Below are 16,092 nucleotides of genomic sequence, written 5' to 3'. Positions count from 1 at the left end.
AGTTTATAATTATGCAAAAAAGCGTAAGTGTCCTTCAGATAAATACGTTTGCTAAAAAAGATCGGAATAAGCTAAAGCTCATTCCGATCAACACCTAAACGATCTGCTGTATTTCAGGGATTAATTTTTTCCTTAAAAGATTCCTCTCCATTTTGCCGTTGCAAAATAAAGGCTGTTTTTATTGGATTGTGATTGGCATCCAACGACAGTACGCCAGTACTCGCCTGGAAATTCTGAGTCTGTTCAAGCGCATCTCTGATCTTTTGCGGCTCAGCAGTTTCCGCCCGCTTGAGGGCATCGATGATCATCAAGCCGCTGTCATAGCCCAAAGCTGCAAAGACATTGGGCTCTTTGCCATACTCGGCCTGGTAAGCCTTAACAAAATTAACCGCACTGGCATCTTTATCCTGAACAGAAAAATGATTGCTGTAATAGCTATTGTTTAGTGCATCGGCGCCGGCAATTTCCACCAGTTTGCCATCCGTCCAGCCGTCAGTACCCAATAAAGGGACTGCAATCCCTAATTCACGGGCTTGTTTGACGATTTTTCCAACCTCTTCATAATAACCCGGGATAAATATTGTGTCCGGATTTACAGCCTTAAGCTTGGTTAACGCCGCTCTAAAATCACTGTCCTTCTGCAAATAAGCCTCTCTGGCGATTACCTGGCCGCCATTTTGGGTAAATACTTTTTCGAACACTTCCGCCAGGCTCTTGGAATAATCGGAACTGTTGTCAACAAAGATCGCCGCAGTTTTCGTCTTCAGCGAGTCTGCCGCAAAGGTTGCCATAACCGTCCCCTGAAACGAATCGGTAAAGCATGCCCGGAAGCTATAAGGCTTTACTTTACCGCTGTCATCAACGGTAACTTTTGCATTCGTGGCACTGGGCGTTACCGCCGGTATTTTATTATCCTGGGCAACCTGATACGCCGCAATAAAATTCGAACTGGTTACCGGACCGAATAGGGCAACAACCTTATCCTGGGTGATCAATTTTGTCGTTGCATTGGCCGCTTCCGATGCTTCCGACTTATTATCCGCCACAACTAAAGTAATTTGCTTTCCATTTACACCGCCGGCGGCGTTGGCTTCTTTAATAGCCAGCTGGAACCCGCTTAATGCCTGCTGGCCGTAGTTAGCAACATTGCCTGTCAATTCGACATTTGCGCCAATTTTAATTTCGTTAGAGTCCGACGTTGTTTTACCGCAGCCTACAATCAAAACACTCAACGCCAGCATAGTAACCAAAAAAACCCTGACCCACTTCTTAGACATTTTTTCTCCCCCTTAAAATAAGAACTATTTCCCAGAAGAAATTTACAAAGTTACAATTAAATCGCTTGCCGTATGTACTTTTCATCTTCTAATGTTTATCCATAGAACACATTATAGATACAACCTGTAACATTGTCAACTACTTTCCCCAATTATCAATATATTTAAATCCCGGCGGATTATGCTCAATCCGCCCAGCCAACTGCCGGCGGCCTGCACCGGTCAGAGCAAAACGGGACTGCCGCAATAAGAATGCCCGCAAGCAATCCAAAGACGGCAATCGGCGTAGCCGGAAGCCGTCTTCAAACAGGGGGCCAGGTCCCCTGTTTGCAAAAGCAAACAAGGACCTGGCCCCCTGTTTTCTCGCTGTTCAAGAAGGCATGCCGCAGTAATTTTTCTAAAAAAGTTTTGCGACACCCGTTCTTTAATTTGGCTTGATTTTAACTCTGATGATAAGTCCGGTACATATTCACCGGTTCATTGTTGGCGTACATTGACCAAATACCGCACGGACAAATCCCGGCGCAAATACCGCAGCCAATGCATTTGTCGGCGTCGGAGGAATATTCGAAACTTCCATCAGCCAGCAGCCGGCGGGAAATCGCCCGTTCCGGGCAGGATTTGTAGCACATATGACAGTCACGGCAAGTACCGCAGCTTATGCAGCGGTTATAATCCTCAGTTGCGGCCGGCAGCTCACAGCTGTGACACTTTTTAAAATAAGCCGTACTCAGTCTCCCGGCTGGCAATTTACTTTTGGGGTTCGCCTGATGTTCAACACCGGCAAGATAGGCGTCAGCAGCCAAAGCCGCATCCCTGCCGGCCCCGATCGCATCCACCAGCCGGCCGGGTTTAATGGTATCGCCGGCGGTAAAAACGCCTTCATGAATCATATAATTCTTTACCGGAACCAAATGCCCCCGTTCAATCGCTGTACCGTCAGGCAAAAAGTCCAGCTCAGGCGATTCGCCAATCGAAATGATAATCGTATCAGCCGGAATAAGATCGCCCTTTTGCGTAATAATTCCCTCACTGGTGATTTCCTTAGTTAAAACCGGCCATAACAGTACTCCGCCCATTTCCTCAACATGCGCAATCTCATGGGCAAAAGCCGCCGGACGCTGCACATCAATACACGTTACCTGCTCCGCTCCCATTTGATAAGCGCCGACAGCGGCATCCATACCGGAATTGCCACAGCCAATAATAACCACTCTGCGTCCTACCGCCGGCTGTTCGCCGCGATTTACCGCCTTAAGAAACTCCAGGCCTTTGGTAAGGCGCTCATGTCCGGGCCAGGGAATAACCCGCGGCTGATGGCCGCCGGTTGTAACCACTACAGCATCGTGTGCGGCTTTAATCTCAGCAAATGTATCGGTTGTAACTTTATAATTGGTGATCATTTCCACGCCCATATCGGCGATCCGCTGAATTTCCCGCGTCAGCGTTTCCTGCGGCAGACGCGACCGCGGAATCACCTGCTCCATTTTCCCGCCCATTTTACGGTCAGCCTCAAATACCGTTACCGCGTGCCCTTTACGGGCCAATTGCCAGGCTGCGGTCAGCCCGGCGGCTCCGCCGCCAATTACTGCAACCTTTTTGCCGGTTTTGGCAGCAGCCGGCGCTAAGGTAACCGCAGCCGAATGACGGCCCAATAAGCCAATTTGCGCTGATATGTCAATATTCTTGCGGCTGCACTCATCCATACACAGGTTAGGACACACCGCTCCACATACTGAGCCGGGAAAAGGCGTATATTCCAATACCAGCTTATACGCCTCATCAATCTTACCTTCCCGCAGCAGATTGAAGCGCTGCTGGGATGGGATCGACGCCGTACAATTAAATTCACAAGGAGCGGCGTAACGGGCGTTTTCCCAAACCGGTACGCGCTGACGGTAAAGTCCGGTATTCACCAGACCGATTACGGCGAAATCATCGGTACAGACATCATTAAAGATTCCGCCGGGCACCCACTGTTCATTGCGGAAAGAATAAAGATCGGAATTGGCTTTTTTCGGACGTTCTTCATAAGTCAGGGCCACAGCTTTTTGCCAGTCCTGCCATTCACTTAATTCCGCTTGTAATTCGGGCCGGCCAACCGCAGTCAAAAAGTCGCCCATCTTGCTCTCAAGATAAGCAATATCTTTACTGTTTAACGGCGTAATCTTTACATCCTTCTTGGATAAGCCGCCGGCTTTACCGCGAAAATACAGAGTACCGCCAACCATGCCGACACACGAGCGATCTCCCAGCACCGAATCAAACGCTTCGCTGTCATACCCGCAAACCACGCCAATACCGCCGCCCATAAACTCAAAGGAAAAACTGCCGACATTCTTTAATACCCACATCTCCGGAGCGGGGTATAGCGGGTCATGCTTCATCAACGACCCGGAGCGGGTTCCGGCTCTCCCGCCAATATAAATGGTTCCGGCCGCAGCACAATGTCCGGCCGTATCGCCGGCGTCGCCGGTGACAATAATCCGGCCGCCGGCATTGAGCCAGCCGACATCGGCCGAAGCCGAACCTTCAACAATAATTTCGGTATTATCCAGGCACATTGACCCGACACGCTGGCCGGCATTGGTTACCCGGAATTTTAAGGGCTTGCCTTCCGGATGCCAGAGCGGCCCTCCAATATCATGCTGACCGGAAGCTTCAATAAAAAACTCCGTTTCGCCACTGCCCAACGCCTCGTTAATTGCCATCAGCAAATCCTGCGTTGACATCCGCTCATTATGTTGAATGGTATTTATTTTAAACACAAGCTTCCCTCCTAACACACATATTGAATTCCCAGTTTATTGGACACAGCGTAATCGGTTGTTACCAGGGCGTCGGAACGTCCTACCGGCAAGGAACTGTTGCCAATCGGCGCCATTAGCTTGCGCAATTCACTGTCAAGCGCCAGCATGTAGTCAACGATATTTTGCGCGCCTTTATCAATATCCAGCCGTTTTACCAGCCGCGGATCTTGTGTGCAGATACCGGTCGGGCATTTCCCTGTCGAGCAGGAATTGCAACGGCCGCGCTCATTGCCGACGCATCCCAATAGTTGAATGAGAATTTTGCCAATAAATACGCCGTTGGCGCCCAGGCAAATCATTTTAAAGGCATCAGCAGCGGCATTGCCGGTTAAACCGATCCCGCCGCCGGCCCACAGCGGAATTTGCCCCTGGCGGCCTTGCTTAACGGCCGCGAGATAACATTCGCGCATTTTCGATACCACCGGATGGCCGGTATGATCAAGCGATACTTCATTGGCTGCGCCGGTACCGCCTTGAATGCCGTCAATGAAAAACCCGCCGCAAATCCGGTACGGATCACGCAGCAAATTATTATAAACCGATACCGAGGTAGCCGAAGCGGCGCACTTGATTGCTACCGGCACTCTAAACCCAAACGCGGCATTTAACGATAAATGCATTTTCTGCACCGATTCTTCGATAGAGTACAGTCCCTGATGATTGGGCGGGGAATTCAGATCAGCCTTGGGAACGCCGCGAATAGCCTGAACATGTTCGGCTACTTTTGCCGCCGGCAGCAATCCGCCGTCGCCCGGTTTAGCCCCCTGGCCAATTTTGATTAAAATGCCGGCCGGATCTACTTTCATCCGGGGCATAGCTTTAATAATCCTGTTCCAGCCAAAATGGCCGGAAGCAATTTGCAAAATCATATATTTTAATTGTTCGGATTCCATAAGCTTGACCGGCATACCGCCTTCACCCGAACTCATTCTGACCGGCAGGTTGTGTTTTTCATTAAGGTAAGCTGTGGCCAGCGCAACCGCTTCCCAGGCCCGTGTCGACAGCGCTCCAATGGACATATCGCTGAAAATGACCGGATAAATCCAATGCACCGGCGGAGTTTTAGCAGTTATTTTAAGCTCACCGCCATCAGCGGCAAGAGGCAGCTCCTGCGGCAGCAGCACCCGGCCAAAAGGCGCCAGAATATCAAAGGTGTGGCGCTCGGAATCCAGCGATGGGTCAGTCATCTGCGAAATGCGGCCAATAATTACATTATCAAGCGTCCGCTGGGCATTAAGATTGGTACGCCCGCCGCGCTTTAACGGCGACCCGCCGCTGCGGGCCAGTAGATTGTGCCTGGTGTCTTCATTGCGGACCGGCCGGATGGCTTTATTGGGACATATTTTCTCACACATCCCGCAGCCTACGCAGGCATTGGCGATAGCCGCCTTTTGCCGGATTACCGGTACGGCCCGGTGCTGTTCCACCGGCTCAGGCTGACTGCCGGTGGATATAGTAACCGAACGCCGCTCCATAACCGCCTCAATCGCGTTGAAGGTACAGGCGGCGACACAGCTGCCGCACATGGTACAGCGGTCATAATGATATTGAATTTTAAAATTAAGATCATTGACGGTGATATCCTGGGACCTTATTGCTTCCATCTCTGCACCTCCATATCATTCGTAATCACAACTACTTCGCGCTCATTTGGATAGATATCCAGCGCCTGATCCCGGTCAGGCAGAATGACATTTAAGCCGCAGACTTCAGAGGCGATTGCAATGGTTGTATCATCGCCGCCCACAACCACCGGCCGCAGCTTTTTAGAGTCACAGCAAGTCATCATATGACTGTTGGGCATTAATGCAATCACTGTGTTCGGACCATTGATCTCTAAATGGCCCAGGGACTGACGAATGGTTTTTAACACTTCTTTATCCGGCCGCTGTTCAATTTCATCAAACGGCAACGGTGTAATGACATGTTTATAATACTTAATTGGCCATTTTAGTTGGTTCAGTACATAGTGTAACGTATATAAGAAATTCTGCGAATCCGATTCAAACCCGATATAACCCCGGTGCAGCGATTTTTGATATTCCTTGTTTTTGGTATAAAACGTATTCTCGCCATTGGCGCATAAAGTATAGCCCTGAAGAAAAAACGGGTGGGCGGCATAGCGTACAATATCATAATTAGTGTTCTGACGGCATTGTACAACAACATTTCTCGCCATTAGATCGCCGTTCTCATCCCACAGCTTAAAATAGGTGGCGATATCGCGCGGGTCGCCAATTTCCTTTAGCGTTAATACATCCGGCCAGAACGAATAAACATAACCCTGATCATCTTTTTCCAGCAGCTCGCGCAATGCCAGACGTGTATCCATAAGCAAGTTTTCCTTTAGCTCCGGGGAAGCATCTCGATAGTGTTCAGGATAATCATAATTGCGGAAAATATAATACGGCATGGCTTTAATATCCAGTCCCGGCTGCTTGCTGCCTTTAGGAATCCATTCGTTTATCTGAACAAAGTTATGGGTTTCCATATAATCTTCAACTAAATTCGCTCCATATTGCGTACAGGCTAAGGATAATAACGGCTTATCCTTATAAGCCCCAAATACCCCGGCTAAATCCTGCATCACCATCGCAAAGCCTGAATTGTCATGCCCCTCCTGCTGAGGGAGCATGAGATGCAATGCCTTGGAAGGATGAAACGGAATTTTACTTTTAATGGCCCCTATTCTGCACATCTTTTCTCCACCTCATATCCACAAAATAATCTTTAAAAAACAAAAAACCCGGCGTAAGTACCGGAACCCTCCAGGAACTTCCGCAAGGCATCAGGCCTACGGGTTGTGCGTGCTACACTGCACAAGCAACTGCTTACGCCGCTTTATCGGCTGATTCGTAACTCCAGTTGCTTCCCTAGTTGTCTTCCATTAGCATTGCTAAGGTAGGCTCCATAATTGGAATACATTTGTACACCTATAAAGAACTGATTGATAATGTACCTTTATTATAAGAACGAAAAGTTATACTGTCAATATGCATATTAAAAATTAATTTTTTCTGAAAACTGCCTGATTTTGCAGTGTATATGCCATATTTGAATTTCTCCTTCTGAATATTTATGCACATGTAGACCATTAAAGGAATTAATAAATTCTAAAGTAAGTGTTAAGTTATTGCTGACTATGGCCTAATTCTCTGGTATCCGGACTACAAAATAATACCTTAGACCACACAATGATGTATTGCATTGTTTTTCGGTATACATACATAACATGGAGAACGTTTCCCTGCGCAGAGCAGAATTTTCACTAAAAAAAAATTATGCAGCCATCAACCAATGGGCTTAATAATTCCATTATTCTCCTGTTTATTGCCGCAATTTGTATAAAAGAAATGCTTCTTACACATAATGGTAGTATGCAGATAACAATAACAGGAGTTTACCTATGCTGGATAATATAATGAAATTAAAAAAACCCGAGCTAAAGTTTTCCGTTCACAATCCGCAGGCCATCTACGATATTGCCGCTAATGTCCGCCAGCTGGTAGCTGACGCCCGGGCCGGCAATCAGGAAATTGTTATTTTATGTATCGGCACGGATCGTTCCACAGGCGATTCTCTGGGTCCGCTGACCGGCAGTAAATTACATTCGCTGAGTTTCAGTTCCAATGTTTACGGCACACTGGATGATCCTGTTCATGCCACAAACCTTGCCGCTAAGCTCCAGCACATAGGTGCAAGCTATCATCAGCCTTATATTATTGCGATTGATGCCTGTCTGGGGCGTCTTGAGAGCGTAGGCTGCGTATCGCTAGGCCGTGGCCCGGTTAAACCGGGAGCCGCCGTAAATAAAGATCTACCGGCTGTGGGAGATGCCTATATTACCGGAATTGTCAATGTTGGCGGATTTATGGAACATCTGGTGCTGCAAAGCACCAGGCTGAATTTGGTAATGAAGATGGCCGATACCATTGCCGCCGGCTTATCCTTCGCCCTCAAAGCCCCCCGTTAACGCTATTGTGCGTTAGTAGAGTGTCAACCCGCTCCTGTAAATACCGCAAATAAATCAGGCCGGTTTACCGTGAACAAAGGGGAGTGCGTTACCTGCTTTTGCAGGTAACGCACTCCCCTTTCGAATGCCGCCGGCGTTCCGGCGGCCGGTACGCCGGAACAATATATCCCGGAGGATAAACATTTATAGGCGTTCCAACTCTTCTAAAATTTCATCCGTACTCTTTCCTGACGCATTAATGATTGGTACATGAACCATAATGTCCTTCATATTCATTACATTATGATCAACGCCGCTAACTACAATTGCATCAACAGCCTCGACATTGCTGTTTTCCAGAGCTACAATATCATAACCTTCCGTTTCCAGCAAATCGGCCAGCTGCGCTAAATTTTTTTCAATTGCAATAATTCCCTGCATGAAAAGCAAGCCACCTCCTTAGCGCTAGTAACGTTCATCACCTAAAAGCATGGATAATCCTGCAAATTTTTGCGGATGTTTTAAGTGACACACGGTAGTAGCTTTACCAAAGTAAGTCTAATTATTACAATGCCCGGAAAACAGTTAAAAACATAGCAACAACCGGCAGTTCAAAGCTGAACTGCCGGTTGTTGCTGGAAACAAGTTGTTAAACCGACACGATTTCATCTTGATAAGAAGCGCTGTTGCCACCATCAGCCATATCGCTGGCTCCTTTAAAAACGGCGCCTTCGCCGACAATCAGCACATTGGCCTTGATATCGCCGTACAATCTGCCGCTCGCCATCAGTTCCAGGCAGCCTGTGGCCTGAATATTGCCTTTCATCAGACCGGATATCATTACATTCCGCGCATTAATCCGGGCTGAAACACTGCCGCTCTCCCCAATGATAATATCATGCTCGGAATCAATATCTCCCTCAAAGTCTCCGTCAATTCTAATTGTCCCCTTGGCTTTTAATGCGCCTTTTAACTGCGTATCCTTACCAACAATGGTTTCTATCTCACCATTGGGTGCGAGTTTCGCTTTTTTACTGCCAAACATCATTCACTCTACCTTTCGTATTGGAGTACAGCTGTTTTATGATAAATCAGCATTACAAAAAGTCGGCCGGGTCGACAGCATTGCCATTTACCTGCACCTCGTAATGAACGTGTGGACCTGTACTATAACCAGTACTGCCCATGTAGGCAATAATTTCGCCTTTTTTTACGGTAGCGCCCGCACTAACCAGATTTTCCGAATTATGACCATAAATGGTTACAATTCCGTTACCATGATCGATCTTTACCATTTTACCATATCCGCCGTTCCAGCCGCTCTCGACAACCTGTCCATCCGCGGCCGCAGCAATTGGCGTACCATAACTGTTGGCGATATCAATGCCGGGATGCCAGTCCCGTCCCCAGCCAATCGGAGCATCCCGCCAGCCAAAACGGGAGGTAACTTCTCCTTGGGCCGGCAGGATTGACGGTGTAACAGCCCTTTGGGCCTGGATAGCCGCCAATTCATCGTGCAAATGCTCCAAGCCCTGTTCCCGGACTTTGGCGGCAGTTTTTAATTGCCGTACCAGTTCAGCAAGATTGTCTGCATTCGGTTTGACCTGAGGCCCGCCCTGACCTTGATGATTTGGCGCTGTTCTGACCACCCCCGAGCGGGAAGCTATGCCAGTCTGGTCACTTCTTACCATACTGCGCAAATCAGACTCCAGTTTATTTAAGCGCTCCAATTCGCCCTGCAAGTCAGCCGTTTCCTCAGCAAGCTGCTCTAACTTGGCTTGCTGATCACTGCTTGTCCTGCGGTATTGTTCCAGTTCAACCCGGTCAGCCTGAGCCACCTTTAACTGATAACTATAATTAATATATGTTCCGCCCCCAAAAAGAGCCAGCACACATAGGGCCACGATCCCCGATTTAACCGCCCTGGCGCGGACGCTAAAACTGCGCACCAGATTTCCCTGATGCGGTACGATCATAATAGTATACTCTTGCTTGTCAGTCTTTTGTTTCCGATCGAGCAACCCAAACCCTCCCCGGGTAAATTACCGCTTTTCCATAGGTGTTAAATTCTTCCTGGATTTACAAAAATCCTGCCTAAATGTCAAATTTTTTCGCACAGGCTTTTCCTAAAGCCTGCTTTTCTTCTTCTGTTAGAAAATAAACAGACTGGCCGCCAAGCACTGGTTTACCATAAGACCGCGATTCACTGCGCCCGAATATGCTTGATATCACCACACCGTCATTATTGCCGTCCAGTAAGGCCACTGCAAAGCTCAAATCACTGCCGGTATCTTCAAAGGCATTAAAACGTACCACACCCAGTTTTTGAATGCAAAACGCAGACCTCCGGTCCAGCCTTTTATATTCCGCCGACAAATGGTCGACCTTATCCAACACCTGATGTACTTCATCAATATGAGCCATGAGCAGCTGCTCGAGATTTGTCCCCTCCATTCCCCGCATCATTTTCCGATACCGTTTGTTCATTTTTGCCAACTTAATATTAATATTAATAAATACAATTAGGGCAGCTAGGATTAAAACTGTCATACCAAGCAGTATATAATGTACATTTTTTAAAATAAATGCTGTCAAGAACGTATCGTCAGCAATAAAGCCCATTTATCATCATACCCTTCGATTTAGGTTAATTATAACGGCCACAGGGCGGTTATTATTGCGGCTGCCGGTATGGCGGGCAAAAGATTGGCGACTTTTATTTTTTTTATCTCCAGCATCAGGATACTAATGCCGATAATTAAAATTCCGCCAACTGCACTTAGCTCAGTAATGATATCTGCAGAAAGTACTGCGCCAAACATACCGGCCAACAGGGTTATACTTCCCTGATATAAGATAACGGCCACGCTGGATAATGCGACGCCAATACCCAGCGCTGATGCAAAAACAACAGCAGAGATGCCGTCAAGCATTGATTTGGCGTATAAAGTAGCGGCATCACCGGTTAAGCCATCCTGGATAGAACCGACCACCGCCATCGCACCTACACAATACACCAGGCTGGCCGTCACAAAGCCTTCGCCGACATTTCCATACTGACCGCCTAATTTTCTGGTAAGCCAATTGCCAAAACGCGCCAGCCTGCCATCTATATCAAGCATTTCACCCAAAACTGCGCCTACCGTCAAACTCAGAATGACAATCAGAATATTGTTGGTTTTCAGCGCCATTTGCAGGCCAATTATACCGATCGGCAGCGCCAGTCCCTGCATTATGCTCTGCTGATAACGCCCCGGCAACCCGCGTTTTAGCAATAGGCCGGCAGCCGACCCGACTAGAATGGCTCCCGCGTTTACTAAAGTTCCCTTCATTTACATCCCTCTCTCCAGTTTAGGCCGCCTGTAATGCTGCAGCCCAGTCCCGCCAATACGCAAACCATGCTTGTACAGGCATACCGGCACTCATTGTGCAGAATTCAATTATATTATGTAAACATCAATATCCTTAGCGGCAAAATAGTTATGTAGATAATAACAAACAACCCTCTATTCACCCTTCCTCAAAGATCATTTGAGCAAGCGGGAACGGTTTTAGGGCCCGCTGTAAAATGCCATGAACATGAGCAATTAAAATACCGTAGTTTACAATTGGCACTCGCTTTTCCCGGGCTTCAGATAAACGGTATAGCATCTCGCGGCGATTCAGCATACAGGCGCCGCAGTGAACAATCAATTGATAATCTGTCAGCGCGGTGGGGAACGATCCTCCTGATACCCACTCAAAATTAAGCTCGCCGCCAACCATTTGACGCAGCCACCGCGGAATTTTCACCTTGCCGATGTCATCAGCCTGACGGTGATGCGTACAGCCTTCGGCAATGAGTACCCTGTCGCCGGGCTGAAGGCGGTCAATTGCTTTAGCTCCTGCCACCAACGTCGCCAAATCGCCTTTGTGGCGGGCAAATAGAATGGAAAAAGAAGTCAGCAGAACCTCGTCCGGGGTATCAGCAGCCACCTTTAAAAACTCCTGCGAGTCGGTTACCACCATTTTGGGCAAACTACGCATATTAGACAGCGCTTCTCTTAGCTCCCTTTCTTTGACTACGATACAATAGGAATCATGATCCAGTATGTCTCTTATTGTCTGAACTTGCGGCAATATCAAACGCCCTTTGGGAGCAGCCAAATCAATTGGCACGACCAGGACCACCGTATCGCCGGGATTTAACAAATCGCCGATCACCGGGATATTATCCCAGTTCTCCGGCGCCTGCTTAATGATTTGCCGCTTTAATTCCTCCATACCGCTGCCGGTTTTTGCACTAATCGCCAGTACCGGCAGCTTGACCTCAACGCTCAGTCCAGCCAAAATCTGCTCATCGATGGATGCTACATCCATTTTATTCATTACTACAATTGCCGGAATGGCTTTTTTTCTTATCAGTTCTATCATTTCCCAGTCAAACTCACTTATACCGCTGCCGGCATCAATCACTACGACTGCCAAATCGGCCTTATTTAACACTTGCATGGTCCGTTCTATACGCAGAGCTCCCAACTGACCTGCGTCGTCAATTCCAGCGGTATCAATGATGACGACCGGACCAATTGGTAAAATCTCCATCGTTTTATACACAGGATCAGTGGTTGTACCGGGTATATTGGAAACCAAGGCAATTTCCTGATTGGTCAGGCGATTAATCAAACTGGACTTGCCGGCATTACGCCGGCCAAAAATAGCTATATGCAGACGATTTCCCTTAGGCGTATCTTGCACCAAAGTCCCTCCTAGCCACTAAAATATCCCTCCTTGCATCAGGTCTCCGGCCCAGATCCGCAACCGGAACTGGGTCCTAAAACCTTGCGCTGAGGGACATATCATCTTTTAAAAAATCCGGGCTTAGTTAATGCCTGCGGATTAACGATTGCCGCTAACTTTTCATCTGAAAGAAGCTGCAGGTTCCGGACCGTTTGAACAACGGACTGACCGCTTTGCACAGCCGTTCGCGCCACTTTTGTAGCCTGATCATAACCAATATAGGGAACTAAGGCTGTAACTGTCGCCAAACTGTTGTCCAGAGCATTCTGACAAACGGCAATATTTGCGCTGATCCCAGCAATACATTTTTCATTAAAAACTTTAACGCCGTTGGTAAGAATTTCAATACTTGTCAGCAAATGATGCGCAATCAACGGTAAAAAAGCATTTAATTCCAACTGGCCGGATTGAGCTGCCATGGTAATAGCGCCGTCAGAAGCCATTACATGAAAACAAATCTGATTTATTGCCTCAGGAATAATCGGATTGACCTTACCCGGCATAATAGAAGAACCGGCCTGCCGTTCAGGCAGATTCAATTCATTAAAACCGGCGAAAGGTCCGGATGACAAGAGTCTTAAATCATGCGCTATTTTAGCTAAATTAACTGCCAGAGCTTTCAACAAGCCTGATACCTCGACATACACATCGGCATTTTGCGTTGCGTCAATCATGTTTTCAGCCCTGGCTAAGCCAATATTGGCATGGCGTTTCACCCGTTCGTTAACCATAAATATATATTTTGCCGGAGCGTTTATGCCGGTGCCAATGGCAGTTCCACCTAAATTAACCTGCCTCAGCCGTTCCTCTACCTTGTATAAGCGCCATCTGTCCCTGGCGATCGCCTGGGCATAAGCGCTAAATTCCTGCCCAAGGGTGACAGGAACTGCATCCTGAAGTTGCGTACGGCCTACTTTCAACACGTCGGCAAATTCCGCTTCCTTATCTTGCAAGGTCTGTTGCAGCAGGGCGCAGTGATTGCTAAGGTCTTGCAACAACCAGATTGCCGCCATGCGCAAAGCGGTTGGATAAGTATCATTTGTCGATTGGTGTAAATTTACGTGATTTAACGGATGCACAAGGTGATAATCCCCCGGCTTACCACCTAATAACGCAATTGCCCGATTGGCTAACACTTCATTAACATTCATATTTGTAGAAGTGCCGGCGCCTCCCTGGAAAGCGTCTGTACCAAACTGGTCCCGCCATTGCCCTGCAATTACCTCATCTGCAGCAGTTACAATTGCTTTGCTAATGGAAGGTGAAACTTCACCCAATTCACCATTTACTTCAGCAGCCGCCTTTTTAATAACCGCCAATGCGCTGATTAAACGAAAATGAGTTTTAAACGGACTAAGAGGGAAGTTTTCTAAAGCTCGCGCTGTATGAATTCCATAATATGCCTGCTCAGGTACCGGATACTCCCCCAGCAAATCCTTTTCTATGCGCATCGGTATCACCTTCCCTCCCATAAATCAAAATGCATGTTCCACGTGAAACATTAGGACCGCGGTTATACAACTAAATTATTGCGTTTCTGGGCAGCGGCTTGCACTTGTGGTTCAGTAAGCACTTCTATTATTCTATCCAAATCCTCAGCAGAATAAAATTCGATTTCAATTTTACTTTTTAGTTTACCCGGCTTGATTTTCACTTGGGTACCCAGCACCAGTTTAAGCCGGTCTTCTGCTTCAACAACGAAAATTTCCCGCGCTGGAGTCGATTCCTCGGCCTTACGCGGTGCAGCCGCTAAACGTTTTACCAATGCTTCAGCGTCACGAGCTGACATATCTTCGGCAATAATAATCTCAGCAGCCTCAACTTGCAGTTCTGTATTATCCAGTGCTAATATTGGCCGGGCTTGTCCCATAGATAATGTTCCACGTGAAACAAAATCCTGGACAATTGACGGGAGATTTAACAATCGGACAAAATTAGCAATATGGGAACGACTGCGGCCAATTTTTCGGGAAACTTCTTCCTGGGTCAAACCAAAATCATCCATAAGCCGGCGATAAGCAACCGCTTCTTCAATTGCATTTAAATTCTCACGCTGCAAATTCTCAATTAAAGCAATCTCGGTCATCTCAGCATCAGTATACTCTCTGATCACCGCTGGAATAATCGTAAGCCCGGCCTGTTTTGACGCCCGCCAGCGCCGTTCACCGGCAACCAATTCGTAGCCGTTTAAAAGTTTACGAACTACAATTGGCTGCAACAGGCCATATTGCTGAATCGATCGACTCAATTCCAGCAAGGCCTCTTCATCAAAAATCCGGCGGGGCTGAAACTTATTGGGAATAATATCTTTTACTGCCACAACATCAACCTGTTCATGTTCTCTTACTTCAGTTGTGGGAATAAGCGCATCAAGCCCTCTTCCCAAGCCGCGTACCTGCTTATTCATCGCCAATCACCTCTCTGGCTAAATCAAAATAGACTTCAGCTCCTTTAGATTTAGGATCATATTTAATTACAGGCTGACCATGGCTGGGCGCTTCACTCAAGCGGACATTACGGGGTATAATTGTCTGGTAAACCTTCTGTCTAAAATGATTTTTAACTTCATCAACAACTTGAATTGACAAATTGGTTCGGGCATCAAACATCGTTAGCACTACCCCTTCTAAAGTCAGAATAGGATTAAGATTTTTCTGTACCAAGGAAACTGTTTTCATCAATTGTGAAAGACCTTCTAAAGCATAAAATTCGCACTGTATTGGCACTAATACGGAATTGGCTGCCGTAAGCGAATTAATTGTCAAAAGGCCGAGTGACGGCGGACAATCAATAATAACATAATCATAGTCATATTTAATCCGGTCCAAAGCCCGCTTTAACTTAGTCTCACGGGACATGATAGCAACAAGTTCAATCTCTGCGCCAGCCAATTGAATGGTTGCCGGCAATAATTTAAGATTGTCAATTTGGGTTTGAATTTCCATTGAAGGAATGGGGACATCATTGACCAGGGCATCGTAAGTGCAGCGTTTTAGTTCGGATTTATTAAAGCCAAAACCACTGGTAGCATTACCTTGCGGGTCTATATCAATTAACAAAACCTTTTTCCCTAATTCCGCCAAACAAGCACTTAAATTAACAGAAGTTGTAGTCTTGCCTACACCACCCTTCTGATTGGCAATTGCAATAACCTTTACCAAACTCTTCACCTCATTTAAAAACTAGCTAAAATAATTCATTCCACACCTTACCGGAATTTCCTGCCAAACAATGCAATCGGTTCCGGTATATAGCGTAAATCTTTATTCACATG

The 16,092-nt window shown here is 47.1% G+C and carries 14 protein-coding genes; 1 reads left to right on the top strand and 13 read right to left on the bottom strand.

Annotated elements, in window-relative coordinates; translation table 11 throughout:
• Positions 1-113 precede the first annotated feature (113 nt).
• The 4 genes from BLR06_RS15760 to BLR06_RS15740 all read right to left on the bottom strand — a co-directional run bounded on the left by BLR06_RS15760 (position 114) and on the right by BLR06_RS15740 (position 6,785).
• The gene (locus tag BLR06_RS15760; protein ID WP_092074556.1) at positions 114-1,277 is read right to left on the bottom strand and encodes an ABC transporter substrate-binding protein; all 1,164 of its coding nucleotides are present in this window, start codon (positions 1,275-1,277) and stop codon (positions 114-116) included.
• 440 nt (positions 1,278-1,717) lie between these two features.
• Positions 1,718-4,045: an FAD-dependent oxidoreductase gene (locus tag BLR06_RS15750; RefSeq protein WP_092074554.1), complete on the bottom strand. Its 2,328-nt coding sequence runs from the start codon at positions 4,043-4,045 to the stop codon at positions 1,718-1,720.
• Positions 4,046-4,056: 11 nt separating this feature from the next.
• Complete coding sequence (locus tag BLR06_RS15745; RefSeq protein ID WP_092074553.1) at positions 4,057-5,691, bottom strand: glutamate synthase-related protein; 1,635 nt, start codon at positions 5,689-5,691, stop codon at positions 4,057-4,059.
• On the bottom strand, positions 5,679-6,785 hold the full coding sequence (locus BLR06_RS15740; protein WP_092074552.1) for a class II glutamine amidotransferase domain-containing protein: 1,107 nt from the start codon (positions 6,783-6,785) through the stop codon (positions 5,679-5,681). Before BLR06_RS15740 ends, BLR06_RS15745 begins: the two co-directional genes overlap by 13 nt.
• A gap of 708 nt (positions 6,786-7,493) precedes the next feature.
• Here BLR06_RS15740 and yyaC point away from each other — a divergent pair.
• The gene (gene yyaC, locus BLR06_RS15735) at positions 7,494-8,060 is read left to right on the top strand and encodes a spore protease YyaC (RefSeq protein WP_092074551.1); all 567 of its coding nucleotides are present in this window, start codon (positions 7,494-7,496) and stop codon (positions 8,058-8,060) included.
• A 183-nt stretch (positions 8,061-8,243) separates the two neighbouring features.
• Here the strand turns inward: yyaC and BLR06_RS15730 are convergent, their stop codons facing one another.
• The 9 genes from BLR06_RS15730 to BLR06_RS15690 all read right to left on the bottom strand — a co-directional run bounded on the left by BLR06_RS15730 (position 8,244) and on the right by BLR06_RS15690 (position 15,988).
• Positions 8,244-8,480 (bottom strand): YkuS family protein, encoded by a 237-nt coding sequence (locus BLR06_RS15730; RefSeq protein ID WP_092074550.1) that lies wholly within the window; start codon positions 8,478-8,480, stop codon positions 8,244-8,246.
• A 208-nt stretch (positions 8,481-8,688) separates the two neighbouring features.
• Positions 8,689-9,087, bottom strand: a complete 399-nt coding sequence (locus BLR06_RS15725) for a bactofilin family protein (RefSeq protein WP_245698183.1) — start codon at positions 9,085-9,087, stop codon at positions 8,689-8,691.
• A gap of 49 nt (positions 9,088-9,136) precedes the next feature.
• Complete coding sequence (locus tag BLR06_RS15720) at positions 9,137-10,060, bottom strand: M23 family metallopeptidase (RefSeq protein WP_092074548.1); 924 nt, start codon at positions 10,058-10,060, stop codon at positions 9,137-9,139.
• Between the two features lie 73 nt (positions 10,061-10,133).
• A complete protein-coding gene (locus tag BLR06_RS15715) occupies positions 10,134-10,589 on the bottom strand; it encodes a DUF4446 family protein (RefSeq protein ID WP_423069637.1) in 456 nt (151 codons plus the stop codon).
• Positions 10,590-10,690: 101 nt separating this feature from the next.
• The gene (locus tag BLR06_RS15710; RefSeq protein WP_092074547.1) at positions 10,691-11,371 is read right to left on the bottom strand and encodes a DUF554 domain-containing protein; all 681 of its coding nucleotides are present in this window, start codon (positions 11,369-11,371) and stop codon (positions 10,691-10,693) included.
• Between the two features lie 178 nt (positions 11,372-11,549).
• Positions 11,550-12,776 (bottom strand): [FeFe] hydrogenase H-cluster maturation GTPase HydF, encoded by a 1,227-nt coding sequence (gene hydF / locus BLR06_RS15705; protein WP_092074546.1) that lies wholly within the window; start codon positions 12,774-12,776, stop codon positions 11,550-11,552.
• Between the two features lie 101 nt (positions 12,777-12,877).
• On the bottom strand, positions 12,878-14,269 hold the full coding sequence (locus BLR06_RS15700) for an aspartate ammonia-lyase (RefSeq protein ID WP_092074545.1): 1,392 nt from the start codon (positions 14,267-14,269) through the stop codon (positions 12,878-12,880).
• A 62-nt stretch (positions 14,270-14,331) separates the two neighbouring features.
• Positions 14,332-15,225 (bottom strand): ParB/RepB/Spo0J family partition protein, encoded by an 894-nt coding sequence (locus tag BLR06_RS15695; protein WP_092074544.1) that lies wholly within the window; start codon positions 15,223-15,225, stop codon positions 14,332-14,334.
• A complete protein-coding gene (locus BLR06_RS15690) occupies positions 15,218-15,988 on the bottom strand; it encodes an AAA family ATPase (RefSeq protein ID WP_092074543.1) in 771 nt (256 codons plus the stop codon). The genes BLR06_RS15695 and BLR06_RS15690 overlap by 8 nt, the downstream gene beginning before the upstream one ends.
• Between the last annotated feature and the right edge of the window lie 104 nt (positions 15,989-16,092).

This window comes from Dendrosporobacter quercicolus (assembly GCF_900104455.1).
GTDB classification, from domain to species: Bacteria; Bacillota; Negativicutes; order DSM-1736; family Dendrosporobacteraceae; genus Dendrosporobacter; species Dendrosporobacter quercicolus.
This window is presented reverse-complemented; position numbering and strand designations above follow the sequence as displayed.